An 18,833-nucleotide genomic window follows, 5' to 3' on the forward strand; every position below is an offset into this window, starting at 1 on the left:
ATGACTTTTTTATTGCTTTAATTGTTGAACAAAGGAATTTAGATAAGGTATGTAGAAGAATAAAGAGTGGTTGAATAATAAAGTTTTTTACTAGTAAGTCAATTGTCTGTGGTCAATAATGATAATCTTTGAGAAAAGAATGTAAATATATGATAAGTGGGGGAAGGTCATGATCCAACACATGGTGAAGGAAGAAACCAGGAAGTTGGAGGAAGAAATAGAAACTCTAACTGCCAAGCTTCAAAAGCTGGAAAAGGAAAACAGGTTTCTGCAACTTACATTTGAACATGCCAATGATGCCATAATCTTATTCAATGAAAATGTCGAATTCTTTCAAGTGAACTCCAAAGCTTGCGAACTTTTTGAAATGCCAAGAGAGGAATTACTAGGGCGAAAATTACATGATTTTCTGGAGCTAATGCCAAAAGAGGAAGTGGAGTACCAGGAAGCACAATTAACAGAATTGGGAGAGTTGAAAAATGAACTGATCGTCCGTTTAGATAACGGATCAATTAAATTTGTGGAATATTCAGCTGTTCGTAACCCAGATGAAAGTGGCCTCGATATATGTATCATCCGTGACATAACGGCCAAGAAACAATTAGAAAAGGAATCAAGCAAAAGTAAACAAATGTATCATGATGTGATAAATAGAGCGGTGGACGGGATTGTCGTATTTGATAGAGATGGCTTATTTATCGATGTTAACCCTGCATTCTGTTCTAATTTTGCTATGACTAAATTAGATCTTCTGCAATCGAAGTTAGATGACTTTTTGGAAGAAGGTTTCCAATATAAGATGACAAAAATTTGGAATCTTTTAGATAGTCATGGCAGGGTTAGGGGAGAATTGCCGGTAGTTCTTCATACAGGTGAGCGTAAAACATTTGAAGTAACCATCACGGCCAATATTTATGACGATTACTATTTAGCAATAATGAGAGATGTAACAGAAAAACGCAATATGGAGCTGCAGCTGAAAAAAAGCGAAGAGCGTTTTAGAGAGATGTTTCAACATGCTTTAGATGCAATCGTGTTGGTGGATAATAACGGGAATATAAAACGAGCTAACCCTGCAGCAAGCAGAGCCTTTGAATTGCCACTTGATGATTTGGTATGCTCAAAGCTCCATGAATTTGTTCCAAAGAAAGATAAAAGAGTGTTCTCCATTGTAAAACAGTTTGGAGCAAAGGGAGAAATTCGAGAAGAGCTAGAGTTCCATATGCCGAATGGACAGAAAAAACTTCTTGAATTCACAGCAAACAAAGGAATTATTGATGGATATAACATGATAATATTCCGAAATGTGAGCGAAAGAAGGAAGATGGAGAAAGACTTAAGAGAAAGCGAACAAAAATTTAGAAAGATATTCAATAATGTCATGGACGGTATTCTTCTATGGGATGATAGATGCGATGTAATAGATGCCAATCCTAATGCAAGCAAGATATTGGGCCTCTCTAAAGAAGAATTGATGAATAATCAGCTTCACTGGTATATTCCAAAAAAACAGCTCAAGGAACTCCAAGCACAGTGGAGAAAATGTCCAGAAAGCGAAGAGTTAAGTGGAGAATTATGTTTAGAAGGGGATGGTGGAGTACGGATCATTGAATACTCTGCCAAGAAGCATGTTATTGAAGGATTGCACATGACGATTTTTAGAAATATAACAGAAAAAAGGGAAATGGAAGATCAGCTAAGAAAGTCAGATACACTGACGGTTGTGGGAGAATTGGCTGCTGGGATCGCACATGAAATAAGAAATCCAATGACAGCTCTAAAAGGATTTATCCAACTTTTACAAAACAGCATGAATGAAGACCAATATGGCATGTATTTTGATGTCATCACCTCTGAATTAAAGAGAATTGAATCCATCATAACCGAATTTCTCGTATTAGCTAAGCCACAAGCCATTTCTTATCAAAGAAAAAATATATCAGTTATTATGAAGGAAACCCTTGATCTGTTAAGCGCACAAGCATCCCTTGAGAATGTTCAGTTTATTAGTTCCATTGAAGAAGGATTACCGGATATTTATTGCGAACCAAATCAACTAAAACAGGTTTTTATCAATATCTTAAAAAATGCGATAGAAGTAATGCCTAGCGGTGGTACTGTATCTGTTGATATAAAAACGATAGCAGATGAACAGGTTCTGATTTCGTTTAGGGATGAAGGGATAGGTATCCCAGAAGATAAATTAAAAAAACTCGGAGAACCTTTTTATACGACAAAGGAACGTGGAACAGGCTTAGGGCTTATGGTAAGCTATAAAATTGTAGAGGAACATAATGGTACCATTGAAGTCAGCAGTGAAGTTGGCAAAGGTACTACCTTCCATATAAAATTACCAATAGGGTCTCCGACTGAGCATTAAATCGGATGAAAGAAAGAGGGAGGGTATCTAGACATGTATCAGTACAGTAGCACACCAACTCCAATAGGTACAATTTACGTAATATGTAGTAAAGATCATTTAGTTAGAATAGAGTTTGATACAGAATTCCTTCAGGATAATATGGATGGTCTTTACTTGTATGCACCTGAAGATTCACTATGTCAGATGGTCATAACTCAACTTCAAGAATATTTTGCAGGCAACCGTTCCTCATTTGAAGTGCCTTATAATTTGGATGGTACCCCTTTTCAGGAGGAAGTTTGGAATGCGTTGTGTAACATTCCTTATGGTGAAGTGAAATGTTATCAGGATATTGCCAAAGAAATCAACAGGCCTCTAGCAGTTAGGGCGATCGGACAAGCGAATCGAAGAAATCCGCTGCCGATTGTCATACCTTGCCACCGTGTCATTGGGAAGAATAAAGAGCTGGTAGGTTACGCAGGAGATAAGATTGGAATGAAAGAAGAGCTGTTAAAATTAGAAGGTGCACTGGCATAGTGGTGAAAAAAATAAAGCTATAACAAGGTACGATAGTATTTATGCTATCGTACTTTTTTTATCTAAGAGTTGCATGCGTGTATCATTTTTTTTTTTTCTTCATATAATTTACTAAGACTAAAAAAGTTGCTCAAGGGCAAAAGTGGAGATGATAAAAATGGGGAAAAATAACAAACTCATTTTTTATACGGAAGTATTAGCCAAACTTAATATCATTAGTGTGCAAGAAAAAGGGTGGATATTAAAGAAAAATGAGAAAAAAGGTTGATTTTACCTTGTCGTTAGATTATCATCTAATTAGATGAATATCTAATATAAGGTAAAGGAGTGAACTATTCTGCAACTGGAGAAAATAGTTAACTTTTATAAAATAATGGGAGATACGACTAGAATAAAATTGCTTGTCTTGTTATCCACTGAAGAACCATTAAGTGGACAAGAATTAGCAGAAAGATTAGGGGTAAAGCCCCCGACGATTTCCCATCATATTTCTAAGCTTAAAGAAGTAAGTTCTGTGTATGAAAGAAGAGAAAAAAATACGGTCTATTATTACTTAAATTCAAAGGCTTTAAGACAACATAGTGAAGGTCTTTTTATCGTGTTAGAAAGAAGCGGAAAAGGGGAGAGGACGATGGAAGAGCAAAAAGAGAGAGAGCAGATCTTGCAAAATTTCCTTGCCAAGGATGGAAAATTAAAAACCATTCCGGCACAAAGGAAGAAGAAATTGATTATTTTTGAACATATCCTCAAAGGTTTAGAGATGGGGAAAAAGTACAGTGAAAAGGAAATCAATGAACACATTAAACAATTCCACGAAGACTATGCAACGATCCGCAGGGAATTCATTATCAATCATTACATGTACCGAGAAGCAGGAATATATGAACTAAACCCAACAGAAATGTGGGCGAGATAATACTGAGAACCCTAAGCTGATAGAACTTAGGGTTCTTAATTATCAATCTTCAAAAAGTAAAGGAATCACTTTGGGATAGTCGCCTTTGATGATACCTTTTTCAGTAATGATGGCGGTAATCAAATCATTGGGAGTTACATCAAATGCAGGATTAAATACGGAAATGCCATCTGGCGCTATCTGTTTTCCTCCCAGATGGGTGATTTCCTCAGAACTCCTTTCTTCAATTTCTATTTCCTCCCCAGTTTCCTTAGATAAGTCAAACGTCGATAAAGGTGCAGCTACATAAAATGGAATACCAAAAGCTTTAGCAAGAATAGCAAGTCCGTAAGTGCCAATTTTATTTGCAGTGTCCCCGTTGGCCGTAATCCTGTCAGCTCCGACAATAACAGCAGAAATCTCTTTGGTTTTAATGGTGTGTGCAGCCATGTTATCAGTGATTAACGTTACATCCACACCTGATTGTTGCAGCTCCCAGGCAGTTAGTCGGGCCCCTTGTAGAACTGGTCTTGTTTCGCAGGCGAAAACACTTAAGGGGAATTCTTTTTCTTTTGCCAAATGAAATGGAGCTAATGCGGTACCGTATCGGGCCGTTGCAATAGAACCTGCATTACATATAGTCAAGAGCTTATCATTCTTTTGAAACAAGGAAAGGGCATGTTCTCCAATAAGCCTGCATGTCGCTTCATCTTCTAATTGAATTTGTATTGCTTCATGAACAAGATTTGTTTTTGCTTCGTTCACAGAAGAAGCCTGCAAGGACACTTGTATCAAACGGTCTATTGCCCAAAAAAGGTTTACAGCCGTTGGCCGAGAAGTTGTCAAGTAGTCCCGGTCTTTTTTTAACTGATTCTGAAAATCAGGTAAACTAGTCAAGGTATATGAATTTGCAGCAAGGACAAGGCCATATGCAGCTGTTATGCCAATTGCAGGCGCACCCCTTACTTTAAGGGTGACTATGGCATCATAGACATCATAAATGGTATGCAAATCAAGGAATACAGTTTCTAGAGGCAATTTTTGTTGATCTAATAAACGAATATATGTGTCTTTCCATTCAACTGATAGCGGTAGATTAGTAGTGATTGTCATAATTTAAACATTCCCTTTTATTTCAATTTCAAGTAGTGCTTCTACATCTTGGATATTTCGGATAGTTGCAGCATTTTTAACCAGTGCTTGCCCTAGTATCAAAGCTTGTTGCTTTACTGAAAGTCTACGTTCATAAGGCTTGAGAGTATCAAGGTCGGCTACATGGGCGAGCCCAATCGTTCGACGGATAACCTCACATCCGGCAAAGCCAATAGCATCCGTAAAGACTTTTTTCAGGAAGAAATCCAAATAGCCTGGTGTTTGAGAGTAATATTCCACACTTTTTGTCTTCCATAAATCTGAGAAAGTGGAAGTGAATCCTTCCCATACTTGATTCAGGTGGGAAGTAATACTAGCCCTTTGACTGACATCCCTAGTGATTGCTTGTAATAGGATATTGGCAAAGAACTGCCCAACATCAAAGCCGATCGGTCCGAAAAATGCAAATTCTGGGTCAATTACTTTTGTATCAATTTCATTAGCAAAGATACTTCCTGTGTGGAGGTCTCCGTGTAGAAGTGCTTCTCCATTTGTTAAAAATGTGTATTTCAGCTTTGCCACTTCAAGCTTTAGATCCTCATCCTTCCAGATTTCCTCAATCGAACCAAGCAATTCAGGCTCATAGTCATTAGTCTCACTATCAAAAAATGGATCCGTAAAAACAAGATCTTCCGTAATCTTGCAAAGCTCTGGATTTGCGAATGACTGCTGTACCTTTTTCTTTTCTTGCTGATTCAAACCAAAATCAGAAGTGTAAAATAATGTTTTTGCCAAATATTCCCCTATATGCTTTGACAAAAGAGGGAAGTCTTTGCCATTAAGAAAACCATTTCGAACGATTTCCAAATGGGAGAGGTCCTCCATGATAGTTATCGCTAAATCTTCGTTCGTATAATAGACTTTTGGAACTAGGTTAGGAACCAATGTAGCGGCATTCTTCAGGTAATTACCTTCTATTGTTGCCCTGTGCAAGGTCAGCGGCCAGCTTTCCCCGACAACTTTGGCATAAGGCAAAGCCTGCTTAATGATAATCCCTGTATTATTTTCGTCTCTTATGTGAAAGACAAGATTTAAATTTCCATCACCAATTTCGCGGCAGTGTAAGAGCGCACCTTCTTTAAAAAATTTAAGGTCTTTGGCTAAAGTGATAGCGGTGGAATCTGTTAACGGCTCATATTCAGTAGTTGCTGTAATCGTCATATTTACTACCCCCGTGTATGTGATTAATTAATAACGGGGCGTTTATTTATTCAAAAATAAAAGCCCCTTTCCATAAGAAAGAGGCTTGAAGAGTAGACTTCTCCCCTCTTATCTGCCAGAAATAATTTCTGCTGGAATTAGCACCGTGCCTTATGAACGATTACGTTCGGCGTCCACAAATGTGTAACGCCCTGTTTCACAACAGTATTACGGTCGGTTGCTGGGTTTCATCGGGCCAAATCCCTCCACCTGCTCTTGATAAGAGATCGCAATCATATAATTGCGAATGTATTAAATTGTTTGAAAATTATTGCTTGATGAAAATAATACCAAGGTGTTGGGAAATTTGTCAATAAGTTTTTGGGAAATCTTTTTTCAAGCTAATATCTGATTTTTTTGAAGAATTAAATGGAATTGTATGAATTGTTTGGTTAAAACCTTGAAAAAATGATAGGCACCTGTTATTATTAAACTATTATTTTTGTTCGTGAATATGGAAAGTCAGAAACACGTTTTCGTCTTGAAATGTTTGAAAGAGCAAGAATAGTAATATTTACGTGGGTTAACCACAAGGAGGAACAAACATGTTACAAGGTAAAGTAAAATGGTTCAATGCAGAAAAAGGTTTTGGATTCATCGAAGTTGAAGGTCAAGACGACGTATTCGTACACTTCTCCGCAATCCAAGGCGAAGGTTTCAAAACTTTAGAAGAAGGTCAAGAAGTATCTTTCGAAATCGTTGAAGGTGCTCGTGGACCTCAAGCTGCTAACGTTACAAAATAATGCTAGCCAAATAGAAAAGGACTCCATTTAGGAGTCCTTTTTGTTTGTGAAAAAATAAGAAAATATATAATACAGTTGATTTCCGTTCCAGGCGCTTCGCTTGCCTGAGGCGGTCCGTGAGCCTCCTCGGCTAGCCCCTGCGGCCTCTCACCTGTCCCTTCCTCCCGCGGAAAGCGACGCCATTTGCGGAAAGGAACAGCGGCGACTAACCAATCAACTAAAATAAATTAATAGTATTGTGGTCTTCTATCTTCAAAGATAGGAATTCTTTTTCTAACTTCCTCCACCTTCGCCAAATCTATCTCTGCTGTAATGATTTCCTCCGCTTCTCCAGCTTCAGCCACAATTTCTCCCCAAGGATCAATAATCATCGAGTGTCCAGCAAAAGCATTCTTCGGATCTGCACCAGAACGGTTACATGCAATTACATAACATTGGTTTTCAATCGCACGCGCGATAAGAAGGGTACGCCAATGGTCAACTCTTGCCAAAGGCCACTCCGCAACAACAAAGATGGCTTTTGCATCCTTGGTGGTATGCGCACGAATCCATTCCGGAAAACGGATATCATAGCAAATGAAACCTGCACAAGTTTGACCGTCAAGCTCAAACATTCCATCTGTCTTCCCGGGCTGAAGGAAATGATGCTCGTCCATTAACCGAAAAAGGTGCAATTTGCTGTATTCTCCTGCAACTTCTCCGTCTTTATTGACAGTAATCATCGTGTTATAAATACCTTTGTTGGTCTTTTTCGCTACAGAGCCGCCAACAATATGCGTTTTTAATTCTTTTGCAGCCGATTTAAGGAATTTGGTTGTAACAAAACCGCCGGAATCGGCTATTTTATCCAGACGACCTAAATCATAACCTGTAGACCAAAGCTCAGGAAGAACGATGATATCTGGGCGATCTTTGCCTGCCACAGTCAACAATTCACATACCTTTTCTATATTTGCTTCGGGATCTCCGAAGGCCACATCAAATTGAATACAAGCAATTTTCCATTTCATTAGTTTATCCCCCCGTTGAAAAAATACTTTACAAGTTGAATCTAACAATATATGATTTGTGACTAGGATTTCAAGAATTTTTTAAGTAGGTGAAAAAGGTGAAAAATTTTCAACAATCTGAATTATTAAATACACTGCCTAAACAGTTCTTTGCTTCGTTGGTTGAAAAAGTGGGTAAAGTTGTGGAACAAGGACACGATGTTATTAATCTAGGCCAAGGAAACCCGGACCAGCCAACTCCTGAACATATTGTAAAATCGTTACAGGAAGCGGTAGAAAAACCGAATCATCATAAATATTCCCCATTTAAGGGGCACCAATTTTTTAAAGAAGCTATAGCAACTTTTTATAAACGAGAATACGATGTTGACATAAATCCAGATACAGAAGTAGCCATTCTCTTTGGTGGGAAGGCAGGACTAGTGGAGATTCCCCAATGCTTATTAAATGAAGGGGATACCGTACTTGTCCCAGACCCGGGCTATCCGGATTATTGGTCTGGTGTAGCATTGGCTAAAGCTAGAATGGAATATATGCCTTTAAAAGAAGTATATCATTTTTTACCAAACTATGAAGATATCAATCCAGAAGTCTTAAAAGCTGCTAAGCTCATGTTCCTTAATTATCCCAATAATCCGACAGGAGCTGTGGCGAATTCTGTATTTTTCAAAGAAACAGTAGAACTTGCAACGGAACACGATATATGTGTGGTGCATGATTTTGCCTATGGTGCTATTGGGTTTGATGGTAAAAAACCACTAAGTTTTCTGCAGACCCCTGGTGCAAAAGATGTCGGTATTGAAATCTATACTTTGTCGAAAACTTTTAATATGGCAGGATGGCGTGTGGGTTTTGCAGTAGGTAATGAAAGTGTAATCAAAGCTATTAATCTTTTGCAGGACCATATGTATGTAAGTATTTTTGGAGCAATACAAGAGGCGGCTGCCACTGCATTATTAGATAGACAAACTTGTGTAGAAGAACTGGTAGATTTGTATGAGGAACGACGAAATGTCCTTATTCAGGGGTTGCAGGAAATTGGTTGGGAAGTGCAAGCACCAAAAGGCTCCTTCTTTGCATGGTTAAAAGTTCCCGAAAGATATACTTCTGAGGAGTTTGCAGACAAGCTGCTTGAAGAAGCACATGTGGTTGTAGCTCCTGGTATTGGCTTTGGTTCCTTTGGAGAAGGCTATGTACGCGTCGGCTTATTAACCAGTACAGAAAGGTTACAAGAAGCTGTTCGACGAATTAGAGAGTTAAAGATTTTCTGAATAGTCTGTTGACAGAAGGTCAGAATGATGTCATAATCTCAACTAGAATTCAGTATAATTTCCAGCTGTTTATTGGAGCAAAAGGCGAAGACTCCTCGAAAATGCTACGCATTTTCTTCGTGCGATGTTTTTGCTGTCGAAGCCTTCCTTGTCCTGCGGGGGAGGAGCGACATTGTTGAGACCCCTGAAGCGTTGTGAGGAGGCTCAAGGTCGCCCCGCGGAAAGCGAAGCCATTTGCGTAAATCAACAGCGGTGATTAATAGAATTAAAAAATTTATTTATATTATCCAATCTTATCAAGAGCAGGTGGAGGGACTGGCCCGATGAAACCCGGCAACCGACTTATTCAATTAAGCACGGTGCTAAATCTTGCAGCATAAAGCTGATAGATAAGAGGACGTTAGATAGACTAACCTCTTCTTATGGAAGGGGTTTTTTGTTTTTTATCATCGAAAGAAAGGGTGTACATAATGTCAGAAATTCTAGCAAGCTATCTAGTTCACGATTCTAAAGGCAATCTCGAAAAAAAAGCGGAAGGGATCGCACTCGGACTTACAATCGGGTCCTGGACTGACCTGCCACAGCTTGAACAAGAGCAGCTAAAAAAGCATAAAGGCAGAGTAGTTAGAGTGAAAAAACTCTCATCAAGCGAAAGGGTGGATACTTACCTTGGAAAAGCGGTAACACGCGGCATCATCCAGATAGCTTATCCCAGTTTTAATTTTAGCAATGACCTCCCAGCCATATTAACCACGGTATTTGGCAAGCTATCACTGGACGGGGAGATAAAACTAATTGATCTTGAGTTCAGTGAAGACTTGAGGCTAGCTTATCCTGGACCGAAATTCGGAATAGAAGGACTTCGCTCCATTACTGGCGTTCAACATAGACCATTTGTCATGAGCATATTTAAAGGGGTCATTGGCAGGGACCTTGCTTTTCACACTGAACAGTTGAAGGAGCAGGCACTCGGGGGAGTGGATTTCATCAAGGATGACGAAATATTATTTGAAAATGAACTAACTCCTTTTGAAAAAAGGGTAACTGAAGGCAGAAGGATCTTAGAGGAAGTGAAGGAAGAAACAGGTCATCGTGCAAGATATGCGGTAAACCTGACAGGTCGTACGTTGGATCTTAAAGATAAGGCAAAAAGGGCTGTAGAATTAGGTGCTGATATTCTATTATTCAATGTATTTGCTTATGGTCTTGATACACTCCAAAGTTTGGCTGAAGACAAGGAAGTATCCATTCCAATCATGGCGCATCCTGCGGTTAGTGGAGCCATCACACCATCAGAATTTTATGGCATATCCAATGAATTGTTGTTAGGAAAACTTTTACGCTTTGCAGGAGCCGACTTTTCTTTATTCCCTTCACCTTACGGAAGTGTTGCGTTGCCAAAGGAACAAGCGCTTGGAATCCGTGATGCATTAACGGTATCAGACAATCAGTTAAAAGCGACCCTGCCTGTCCCATCAGCTGGCATACACCCTGGACTTGTACCGCTACTTTATCAAGATTTCGGAAATGACGCGGTCATCAATGCAGGAGGAGGGGTCCACGGTCATGAGCTTGGAGGAGCAGCAGGGGCAAAAGCTTTCCGTCAAGCGGTAGATGCGGTAAAAGCAGGGGAATCACTGGCAAATTACGCACATAAGCATCCTGAGCTAGAGGTTGCCCTTAAGCAGTGGGGGAGTGTGGAGGTTACAACATGACAGGTAAAAAACCGATGATATTTTGTGACTTTGATGGAACTATCACCAATAGTGACAATATTATTGCCATCATGAAGAAATTCGCTCCTGAAGAATGGGACGACATAAAAAATAAAGTACTATCCCAGGAGATCTCCATCAAGGAAGGTGTAGGAAAAATGTTTGCCCTTCTTCCTACTAAACAGAGGGAAGTTATAACGGAATATATAGTCTCCCATGCTGAAATACGTGATGGCTTCAAGGAGTTTGTCGCTTTCACAAAAGAAGAAGGAATTCCACTTTATATTGTATCTGGCGGTATTGATTTCTTTGTGGAACCACTTTTAGCAGGCGTGATAGAGGAAACAAACATCTATTGCAATAAGTCTGATTTTTCCGGTGAAACAATAAATATCCTTTGGCCGCATGCCTGTGATGACAACTGTAACAATGGTTGTGGCTGTTGCAAGCCATCCATTATCAGAAAGCTGGCCGAACCTGACACCCATAAAATTGTGATTGGAGATTCCATTACAGATTTAGAGGCGGCAAAGCTTGCTGATCAAGTAATTGCGAGAGACTTTCTTATTCAAAAGTGCGAGGAGCATTCCATCGGCTTTTCTCCATTCGAAACCTTTTATGATGTGATGGATATTTTGAAAAAACGGGAGGTGACTGCATGAGCCAATTTTTAAAGAAATGGACAGAACTTTCTGAGGTTAAGGAAGAGTTGGCTTTACGTGATTGGTTCTTTGGTACAAGTGGAAACCTTTCTATTAAAGTAGCAGACTCCCCACTGCAATTCTTGGTTTCCTCAAGTGGCAAGGATAAAAGGAAGATAACCTCGGAGGATTTCCTACTTGTGGATGAATCAGGAAAAGCCGTTGAGAATACTGACTTGAAGCCTTCAGCCGAAACATTACTGCATCTTGAAGTATACCGGAAAACCAAAGCCGGTTGCTCCTTGCATGTCCATACGATAGACAATAATGTCATATCTGAGCTATACGGCGAACAAGGGGAAATTAGATTCAAAGGGCAGGAAATCATTAAAGCATTTGGTATTTGGGAGCAAGATGCGGAGGTAAGCATCCCAATTATTAAAAATCATGCCGATATTCCAGCACTAGCAGATGAATTTTCTTCATTTATTGAAGCAGACGCTGGCGCAGTCCTCATTAGAAATCATGGAATCACCGTCTGGGGCAGAACTGCCTTTGAAGCAAAAAAATACCTAGAAGCCTGGGAGTTCCTATTCTCCTATCATTTAAAATTACTAAGTGTGAAAAACCTGGTTCAACCAAAAGTATCTATTTAACCTAAGGAGGAATATAACATGGCAGAAATCAGATTGCATGAAACAAATGAAAGAATCGTAGGAAAAGAACAAGTAGAAAGCTTCCTAATTGATAATGAGGTAATCTACGAAAACTGGGACATTGCAAAACTCCCTCAACACTTACAGGAAAACTTTACTTTATCTGATGAAAACAAAGAAGAAATCCTGACAGTTTTCAAAGATGAAATTGCTGCGATCTCCTTAAAAAGAGGATACAAGGCACAAGACGTTATCTCATTATCTGAGACAACCCCTAACCTGGAGCAACTTCTTCAAAACTTCAATAAAGAGCATCATCATACAGATGATGAAGTCCGTTTCATTGTCAGTGGTCATGGTATTTTTGTCATTCAAGGAAAGGACGGTTCTTTCTTTGATGTTGAATTGGAACCTGGTGATTTAATCTCTGTCCCTCCTAATGTCCGACACTATTTCACCCTAATGGAGGATCGTAAAGTAGTCGCTGTTCGAATCTTCGTTACAACAGAAGGTTGGGTACCCATTTATGAAAAAGAGGAAGTAAATAACTAATATAAAACAGATGACCTTGCCTTGGCAGGGTCATTTGTTTTTCATTAATCTAAGAAATTGAAAATCCGGTTGATTTCCGTTCAAGGCGCTTCGCTTGCCTGCGGGCGGTCCGTGAGCCTCCTCAGGCTTCGCCTTCCGTTCCGGGTTCTCACCTGTCCCTTCCTCCCGCGGGCGTCTACGCACCTTCCCCTTCAATCAACTAGATGGCTTCATTCATGAGGGACTATGAAAATGCATCTAACCGAGTTAACTGAAAAAGCATTAAGGTTCCGTTTTCGGAACTTTTAGCTGTGGATTGGAGCAAATGGCGAAGACTCCTCGAAAATGCTACGCATTTTCTTCGTGCGAAGAAGCGCTGCCGAAGCCTTCCTTGTCCTGAGGGAAATAGCGGTAGGTGGAGACCCCGCAGGCGAAGCCGAGGAGGCTCACGTCAGCCCCTAGGAAAGCGAAGCCATTGCGGAAAGGAACACCGCTGAATAAGCAAACCACTAAAATTCTTTCTTTTGTATATGACTACTTTATCAATCAAGAGGGAATATAATGGTAAGAAAACAGAGATAGGTTTAGGAGGAAGGCTAAATGGAGCATGTGGTAATTATTGGGGGCATTGCAGGGGGCATGAGTGCTGCTTCCAAGCTAAGAAGATTAGATAAAACAGTAAAAATTAGCGTTTTTGAAAAAGATGAATATGTTTCATACGGGGCGTGTGGATTGCCATATTACATATCAGGTGTGACAGAATCTCATGAAGATCTGCTGGCAAGAACGGTAGAAGAATTTGAAGAACGTGATGTACAGGTTCATATCCATCATGAAGTAACAAAAGTAGACTCCCAAAACAAAAGGGTGCATGTGAAAAACCTTGAATCTGGAGAGGAAACCTACGTTCACTATGATAAACTATTAATTTCAACCGGTGCAAAACCAATTGTTCCACCTTTTATTCCAAAAGAAGCAAGCAATGTTCATACATTGAAGACACTGAATGATGGAATAGAAATGCGTAAGTTTTATCAAGATGAAAGTATAAAGAAAGTCGGCATCATTGGTGGGGGTTATATCGGAATGGAGCTTGTTGAAACCATGGTAGAGCTTGGCAAAGAGGTGTTTGTCATAGAACTTCAAAATCAGATCCTACCAAATTACGATGAGGAAATGGCAAAAATCATTTCTGAATCCCTCCAAGATAGGGTTGGAATCCGAACGGGAGAAGAAGTAAAGGAACTAAAAAAGTCAGAGGGAAAAGTTACAAGCATCGTGACAGACAAAAATTCTTACGAAGTCGATGCGGTTATTGTAAATATAGGTATAAAACCAAACACGGATTTTATTAAAGAACTCGGCTTAGATATGCTTGAAAATGGCGCAATCATTGTTAATTCCCATCAGGAAACGAGCATCAAGTCTATATATGCTGCGGGAGATTGTGCAACAAGCAATCACCTTTTATTAAATAAACCAGTAAACATAGCACTCGGTACGACGGCCAATAAACATGGAAGGGTGGCCGCCGACAACCTTGCAGGTATACCTTCTACATTTGATGGGATTCTCGGAACAAATGTGGTGAAAATTCTAGAATGGACGGCAGCCATGACCGGAATTACTGAAAAACAAGCAAAGCAGGAAAACTTAGATGTTGAAATAATAGTTATTAAAACAAATAACCATGCCTCTTATTATCCTGGGGCAGAAAACATCCATATCAAGCTGGTGTATGAAAAAGAATCACTAAAACTTTTGGGAGCACAACTTATTGGTAAGGATGAATCCATCGCTAAGAGACTGGATGTTTATGCGACAGCCATTACATGCGGTTTAACCACCAAGCAAATTGGCATGTTGGATTTGTGTTATGCGCCTCCATATGCTACCGTATGGGATGCTGTACAAGTTGCAGCTAATGCAGCTAAATAATTTAACAAAGTGTAAATAAGTTGAGTTAATATTATGAATTTTCTTTACCTTAGAAGACGATTATGCTACTGTTATAATAGTTTTATAACATACATATTCTAGAGAGAATTTGCCTAAGGAGTGAGAGGTATGAAGGTCCGTTACAATTTTGTGCCGAAGCATGATGTAGAGTTCTGTGAACCAACTTACACTATTAAACAAGCTTATGAGAAAATCAAGGATACAGGCTACAGATGTATACCTATTCTTTCTAATGATGGGAATACATTCTTAGGCCTAGTCTACAAAGTGCACTTATTGGATTATCTATACGAACAAAAAGGGAGCCCCGATGATTCAGTAGAAGTACTGATCAAAAACCAAGATGCTTTTATTTTTGAGGAAGATTCATTCTTTAAAGCATTTTTCACGATTAAACGACTGCCTTTTATCGCAGTGCTAAATGAGGAAAATGAGTTTCTCGGGATACTGACGCATGCGAATGTGATGGATGTCTTAGCTGATTCATTTGGTATGAAAACAGGTGGCTACACCCTTACTATCGCTACGATTGAGCATAAAGGGGCAATCAAGGACCTTGTTTCCATGTTAAAGGACGTTAATATTGATGGAATGCTTACCCTTGACAATGGAGAAAAGTATTTGCGTAGGATAATTGTAAATTTACCAGCTGAATTACCGCAAGAGAAGGTAAACAAATTAGTGAAAAAACTCGGAGAAAAAGAATTCCGAGTCACACATGTCGATCAAATTGATGTGCAAAAATAAAGAAGAGAGCAGCCCCGAAATTTGGAGGCTGCTCTATGTGCGTTTAATCCTTTTAGTGCAGTAAGATTTCTCTATCAATTAGGATGTTTGATAATGTCACAATTTCCGCTTTTTCTTGCAGTTTAGGGATATACTGTTTTAAGACACTTGCTGTCTTTTCCCCTACAATACCAACATGGCCAATGGCTATGATGGAATCATCCACTTCTGTTTTTTTAATGAGCTGATTCGTTTGTTTTACAATATGGTTAGTGGTGTAGACTTCGTCAAAGAATAATTCATTCTCTAAAAATGGAACTCCCAATTCTGTTGCTAATTCTGCCACCACACTCTTTTTTGTTGTTTTACTATCTAAATAATAAAGATTTCGCTCTTTACAGATCCCTAGAATAATTTTCATGATCCGCTTATCGGCAGTAATCTTAGATCCCATATGGTTATTAATTCCTACCGCGTAAGGAACAGAATCAATGGCGTCATTTACTCTTTTATATATTTCTTCATTAGATAGATTGGAGGTAATGGCACCTGGTCCTAGCCAGCTTCTTTTTCCTTTCAATGGTTCCATGGGAAGGTGAAGGATCACTTCGTGGCCTAATTGGTGAGCCAGTTCAGCGTCTTGTTTGGTGGTAGAAAGAAATGGCATGACTGCTACAGTCAAGGGCACGGGTAAATGGAGGATTTCCTCGGTACCCTTCATGTTATTGCCGAAATCATCAATAACAATGGCTACTTTATTGCTAGGGAGTTCTTCGGCAGAAGGGTTAAAAGAAGGGAGACCAAAGATAAACATGCTACTCAGGATGATAACTACAATCATTTTCATTTTTGCACCTACTTGTCTAAATATGTATTTTTTTGATTCGACAAAATTTGCATGCGGAGATGGAAAGATGGGAACCTAACTCTACTGCCTCTAGATACTTTGTCCTATTTTTTACATATAATTAAAAATAAATTCTATGAAAAAAATGTCTAACTTTGCGATTCTATTTACAATTATAGAAATTATTGTAATAATTTCTATTGTGGAATTTGATGCAGAAGGGGCGAGTCGCATGTCTTATGAAGGGTATGTAGATCAACTGTTAATATTAATAAAAGAGAAAAGAGATACGATGATAGCAGTCGCCAACAAGACTGGTTATATAAGTGAACAAACGGTAAAATGTAGCCAGGATCTAGATAAGTTGATTTATAAATACCAAGAAATAATATATGAGAAAAAATAATATTACATATAAAAAAAACCGCCCTAAATAGACGGTTAGAATATCTGTGTGAGAAAAATCATGAAAAGCAATCCGATGATGAAAGAATAGGTGGAGGTCGTTTCATTTCCATCACCATGACTTTCAGGAATCAATTCTTTATAGATGATATAAAGCATCGCTCCTGCTGCAAAAGCAAGTCCATATGGGACAAGGGATGATACAACTGAAGTGAGATAGAATCCCAATAAAGCCATTGGTATCTCGACAGCCCCGGTTAGAGTCGCAACGATAAAAGCTTTCAGTTTTGTAATCCTCTGATTAATTAAGAATAAAGCCACCAAAAAACCTTCTGGTGCATTTTGCAACCCAATCGCAAAGGCAATCAAATTTCCGGTGTCTGCTGCGTCTGATGCATAGCTTACCCCAACAGAAAGTCCTTCTGGTATATTATGCAATGTTATCGCTGCAACAATCAGCATTGCTTTTTGATCAAAAGCGATTCCTTTTCGATTATGCTCCAAATCTATATGAGGAATGGACCTTTCTAAAAGGGTTAAAGTAATGACACCTAGAAGCAACCCAATTCCCAATGGAACAAAACCTCCGTATGAAAGAGCCTCCGGTATTAAACTCATAGTAGCTGCAGCCATCATGATACCGGCTGTAAATGCAAGGAGTGTATCTCTCCATTTGTGAGTCAAAGTGTTATTCAAAAATAAAATTGGCAAGGCTCCTAAACCTGTGGACATGGCAGCCAATACACTTCCTATTATTACTTCTGACATCATATATTTCCTTTCTAGTCTTATAAGAAAGTTCTCTAATTGGGAACTTTCATTTTTTATGTACTAAGCATATTGTACCAATAATTTTTTTATATACAAAGTAAGGCGATTTAAACCAATCAAACTAAATATCTGACAGGACGTCTCTCATCTATCATCAGACAACCTTAAGCTATTTTCTATGAGAAAAGTGAAAGATTTATCGTTAATGATAGTATTTTGTAAATTTTATGTGAAGAAAAAGTTGTTAGAACACAAATATTGCAATAAAAAGTAAATATTTTTAACATTTTGTAAAAAAACTGAAAAAATTGTAGCCGTATCCAACTGGAGTTCGTTATACTTTTATATGTGAGAGAAACACCATCATAATTTCTTAGGGGGAAAAAGAAACATGAAGAAGTTTTTATCAATCTTTTTGGTTGCTATTCTTGCAATCAGCCTGGCTGCATGTGGCAGTAACAATTCTAGTGGAGAAAACACAAACTCTAACTCAGACTCTGCAACTGGTGGAGAGCAAATTACACCTGAAAAAATTGTTATGGGATTTGTTCCATCACAAGAATCAGACACCATTGCTGACACGGTAGCGCCATTGGCAGATCGTTTAGGAGAAGAGCTTGGTATTGAAGTGGAAGGTCGAGTTATGACTGACTATACTGCTCTAATTGAAGCAATGGGATCAAATGAAGTACATGTTGGATTTATACCTGCGTTCGGTTATGTATTGGCCAATGAGCAATATGGTGCAGAAGTAATCTTAAAGTCTATCAGATATGGTAGTGGTACATACAAAGCTCAGTACATCGTTAGAGCCGATTCCGGAATTGAATCACTTGCTGACCTTGAGGGCAAAATTTGGGCATATCCTGATGCAGCATCTACATCTGGATTCTTATTCCCTGCATCTCAATTAATGGACGAGTTTGATATTGCAAGTGCACAAGATTTACAGACTACTTTCTTCAGTGACACTGTACAATCAGGTGCACATGACACGGCTGCAATCGCTGTGTACGAAGGTGATGCTGATGTTGCAACAACTTTCGAAGATGTTCGAACTGGATTAGAAGAAGAATACCCAGACATTATGGAAAAAACAAAGGTTATTGGTTACACAGAGGAAATTCCTAACGATACCATTTCTGTTACTAAAGAATTAGATGATGAATTAGTACAAAAGATTAAAGATACATTCCTATCTTTCAATGAAGACGAAGATATGATAAAAATCATGAACGAAGTATACAGTTGGGATGAAATCAGTGAAGCAACTGATGAAGAATACAAAGTTGTAAAGGAAACTTATGAGAAATTTAAGGATTCCATTTCTTTCTAATTTTATATGATTTGCAATCTAGGGGGAGGTTGCTTCCCCTATTTTGTTGTGTATGTTATGAATTGAGGGGGTTTCA

General features: G+C 38.9%; 18 protein-coding genes and 2 riboswitches. Of the genes, 13 read left to right on the forward strand and 5 right to left on the reverse strand.

Annotated features, from left to right (window positions below):
- Positions 1-169 precede the first annotated feature (169 nt).
- From HC179_RS05550 to HC179_RS05560, 3 genes are all read left to right on the forward strand, one after another.
- Positions 170-2,380, forward strand: coding sequence for a PAS domain S-box protein (locus HC179_RS05550; RefSeq protein WP_240948476.1), 2,211 nt, complete (start codon positions 170-172; stop codon positions 2,378-2,380).
- A 33-nt stretch (positions 2,381-2,413) separates the two neighbouring features.
- The gene (locus HC179_RS05555; RefSeq protein ID WP_168863433.1) at positions 2,414-2,899 is read left to right on the forward strand and encodes a methylated-DNA--[protein]-cysteine S-methyltransferase; all 486 of its coding nucleotides are present in this window, start codon (positions 2,414-2,416) and stop codon (positions 2,897-2,899) included.
- A gap of 337 nt (positions 2,900-3,236) precedes the next feature.
- Positions 3,237-3,815, forward strand: coding sequence for a DUF2087 domain-containing protein (locus tag HC179_RS05560; protein WP_168863465.1), 579 nt, complete (start codon positions 3,237-3,239; stop codon positions 3,813-3,815).
- 42 nt (positions 3,816-3,857) lie between these two features.
- Here HC179_RS05560 and mtnA read toward each other — a convergent pair whose 3' ends face one another.
- Positions 3,858-4,907 (reverse strand): S-methyl-5-thioribose-1-phosphate isomerase, encoded by a 1,050-nt coding sequence (gene mtnA / locus HC179_RS05565; protein ID WP_168863434.1) that lies wholly within the window; start codon positions 4,905-4,907, stop codon positions 3,858-3,860.
- Positions 4,908-4,910: 3 nt separating this feature from the next.
- Complete coding sequence (gene mtnK / locus HC179_RS05570; RefSeq protein WP_168863435.1) at positions 4,911-6,107, reverse strand: S-methyl-5-thioribose kinase; 1,197 nt, start codon at positions 6,105-6,107, stop codon at positions 4,911-4,913.
- A gap of 105 nt (positions 6,108-6,212) precedes the next feature.
- A riboswitch (SAM riboswitch) is annotated at positions 6,213-6,372 on the reverse strand.
- A 319-nt stretch (positions 6,373-6,691) separates the two neighbouring features.
- On the opposite strand from mtnK, the gene cspD reads away from it, so the two are divergent.
- Positions 6,692-6,889 carry a cold-shock protein CspD gene (gene cspD, locus HC179_RS05575; protein ID WP_010192350.1) on the forward strand — a complete coding sequence of 66 codons (198 nt, stop codon included), beginning with the start codon at positions 6,692-6,694 and terminating at the stop codon, positions 6,887-6,889.
- Between the two features lie 227 nt (positions 6,890-7,116).
- Here cspD and HC179_RS05580 read toward each other — a convergent pair whose 3' ends face one another.
- Positions 7,117-7,899, reverse strand: a complete 783-nt coding sequence (locus HC179_RS05580; RefSeq protein ID WP_168863436.1) for a carbon-nitrogen family hydrolase — start codon at positions 7,897-7,899, stop codon at positions 7,117-7,119.
- Positions 7,900-7,997: 98 nt separating this feature from the next.
- On the opposite strand from HC179_RS05580, the gene HC179_RS05585 reads away from it, so the two are divergent.
- The 7 genes from HC179_RS05585 to cbpA all read left to right on the forward strand — a co-directional run bounded on the left by HC179_RS05585 (position 7,998) and on the right by cbpA (position 15,419).
- Complete coding sequence (locus tag HC179_RS05585; protein WP_168863437.1) at positions 7,998-9,170, forward strand: aminotransferase class I/II-fold pyridoxal phosphate-dependent enzyme; 1,173 nt, start codon at positions 7,998-8,000, stop codon at positions 9,168-9,170.
- A gap of 290 nt (positions 9,171-9,460) precedes the next feature.
- Positions 9,461-9,566: riboswitch (SAM riboswitch) on the forward strand.
- A gap of 74 nt (positions 9,567-9,640) precedes the next feature.
- The gene (gene mtnW, locus HC179_RS05590; RefSeq protein ID WP_168863438.1) at positions 9,641-10,885 is read left to right on the forward strand and encodes a 2,3-diketo-5-methylthiopentyl-1-phosphate enolase; all 1,245 of its coding nucleotides are present in this window, start codon (positions 9,641-9,643) and stop codon (positions 10,883-10,885) included.
- A complete protein-coding gene (locus HC179_RS05595; protein ID WP_168863439.1) occupies positions 10,882-11,547 on the forward strand; it encodes a 2-hydroxy-3-keto-5-methylthiopentenyl-1-phosphate phosphatase in 666 nt (221 codons plus the stop codon). Before mtnW ends, HC179_RS05595 begins: the two co-directional genes overlap by 4 nt.
- Positions 11,544-12,182, forward strand: a complete 639-nt coding sequence (locus HC179_RS05600; protein ID WP_168863440.1) for a methylthioribulose 1-phosphate dehydratase — start codon at positions 11,544-11,546, stop codon at positions 12,180-12,182. The genes HC179_RS05595 and HC179_RS05600 overlap by 4 nt, the downstream gene beginning before the upstream one ends.
- A gap of 18 nt (positions 12,183-12,200) precedes the next feature.
- Complete coding sequence (locus HC179_RS05605; RefSeq protein WP_168863441.1) at positions 12,201-12,734, forward strand: cupin domain-containing protein; 534 nt, start codon at positions 12,201-12,203, stop codon at positions 12,732-12,734.
- 579 nt (positions 12,735-13,313) lie between these two features.
- Positions 13,314-14,651 (forward strand): CoA-disulfide reductase, encoded by a 1,338-nt coding sequence (locus HC179_RS05610; RefSeq protein ID WP_168863442.1) that lies wholly within the window; start codon positions 13,314-13,316, stop codon positions 14,649-14,651.
- Between the two features lie 129 nt (positions 14,652-14,780).
- Positions 14,781-15,419 (forward strand): cyclic di-AMP binding protein CbpA, encoded by a 639-nt coding sequence (cbpA, locus tag HC179_RS05615; RefSeq protein ID WP_168863443.1) that lies wholly within the window; start codon positions 14,781-14,783, stop codon positions 15,417-15,419.
- A 52-nt stretch (positions 15,420-15,471) separates the two neighbouring features.
- On the opposite strand, the gene HC179_RS05620 is transcribed toward cbpA, so the two are convergent.
- Positions 15,472-16,245 (reverse strand): divergent polysaccharide deacetylase family protein, encoded by a 774-nt coding sequence (locus HC179_RS05620; RefSeq protein ID WP_168863444.1) that lies wholly within the window; start codon positions 16,243-16,245, stop codon positions 15,472-15,474.
- Positions 16,246-16,381: 136 nt separating this feature from the next.
- Here HC179_RS05620 and HC179_RS05625 point away from each other — a divergent pair, with 136 nt between their 5' ends.
- Positions 16,382-16,651: an aspartyl-phosphate phosphatase Spo0E family protein gene (locus HC179_RS05625; RefSeq protein WP_168863445.1), complete on the forward strand. Its 270-nt coding sequence runs from the start codon at positions 16,382-16,384 to the stop codon at positions 16,649-16,651.
- Positions 16,652-16,686: 35 nt separating this feature from the next.
- Here the strand turns inward: HC179_RS05625 and HC179_RS05630 are convergent, their stop codons facing one another.
- Positions 16,687-17,418, reverse strand: a complete 732-nt coding sequence (locus HC179_RS05630) for a ZIP family metal transporter (RefSeq protein WP_168863466.1) — start codon at positions 17,416-17,418, stop codon at positions 16,687-16,689.
- Between the two features lie 394 nt (positions 17,419-17,812).
- Between HC179_RS05630 and HC179_RS05635 the strand changes: the two genes are divergently transcribed.
- The gene (locus HC179_RS05635) at positions 17,813-18,757 is read left to right on the forward strand and encodes a phosphate/phosphite/phosphonate ABC transporter substrate-binding protein (RefSeq protein WP_168863446.1); all 945 of its coding nucleotides are present in this window, start codon (positions 17,813-17,815) and stop codon (positions 18,755-18,757) included.
- Positions 18,758-18,833 lie beyond the last annotated feature (76 nt).

Source organism: Bacillus sp. RO1, assembly GCF_012524115.1.
GTDB lineage: Bacteria > Bacillota > Bacilli > Bacillales > Bacillaceae_I > Sutcliffiella_A.

Bases quoted from the DNA above. Each gene is read 5' to 3' on its own strand.
- HC179_RS05550 (WP_240948476.1), top strand. From the start codon at position 170: ATGATCCAACACATGGTGAAGGAAGAAACCAGGAAGTTGGAGGAAGAA.
- mtnW (WP_168863438.1), top strand. From the start codon at position 9,641: ATGTCAGAAATTCTAGCAAGCTATCTAGTTCACGATTCTAAAGGCAAT.
- HC179_RS05580 (WP_168863436.1), bottom strand. From the start codon at position 7,899: ATGAAATGGAAAATTGCTTGTATTCAATTTGATGTGGCCTTCGGAGAT.
- HC179_RS05630 (WP_168863466.1), bottom strand. From the start codon at position 17,418: ATGTCAGAAGTAATAATAGGAAGTGTATTGGCTGCCATGTCCACAGGT.
- HC179_RS05610 (WP_168863442.1), top strand. From the start codon at position 13,314: ATGGAGCATGTGGTAATTATTGGGGGCATTGCAGGGGGCATGAGTGCT.
- HC179_RS05595 (WP_168863439.1), top strand. From the start codon at position 10,882: ATGACAGGTAAAAAACCGATGATATTTTGTGACTTTGATGGAACTATC.
- HC179_RS05555 (WP_168863433.1), top strand. From the start codon at position 2,414: ATGTATCAGTACAGTAGCACACCAACTCCAATAGGTACAATTTACGTA.
- HC179_RS05620 (WP_168863444.1), bottom strand. From the start codon at position 16,245: ATGAAAATGATTGTAGTTATCATCCTGAGTAGCATGTTTATCTTTGGT.
- HC179_RS05635 (WP_168863446.1), top strand. From the start codon at position 17,813: ATGAAGAAGTTTTTATCAATCTTTTTGGTTGCTATTCTTGCAATCAGC.
- cspD (WP_010192350.1), top strand. From the start codon at position 6,692: ATGTTACAAGGTAAAGTAAAATGGTTCAATGCAGAAAAAGGTTTTGGA.
- HC179_RS05605 (WP_168863441.1), top strand. From the start codon at position 12,201: ATGGCAGAAATCAGATTGCATGAAACAAATGAAAGAATCGTAGGAAAA.
- cbpA (WP_168863443.1), top strand. From the start codon at position 14,781: ATGAAGGTCCGTTACAATTTTGTGCCGAAGCATGATGTAGAGTTCTGT.
- mtnK (WP_168863435.1), bottom strand. From the start codon at position 6,107: ATGACGATTACAGCAACTACTGAATATGAGCCGTTAACAGATTCCACC.
- HC179_RS05625 (WP_168863445.1), top strand. From the start codon at position 16,382: ATGAAAAAAATGTCTAACTTTGCGATTCTATTTACAATTATAGAAATT.
- HC179_RS05600 (WP_168863440.1), top strand. From the start codon at position 11,544: ATGAGCCAATTTTTAAAGAAATGGACAGAACTTTCTGAGGTTAAGGAA.
- mtnA (WP_168863434.1), bottom strand. From the start codon at position 4,907: ATGACAATCACTACTAATCTACCGCTATCAGTTGAATGGAAAGACACA.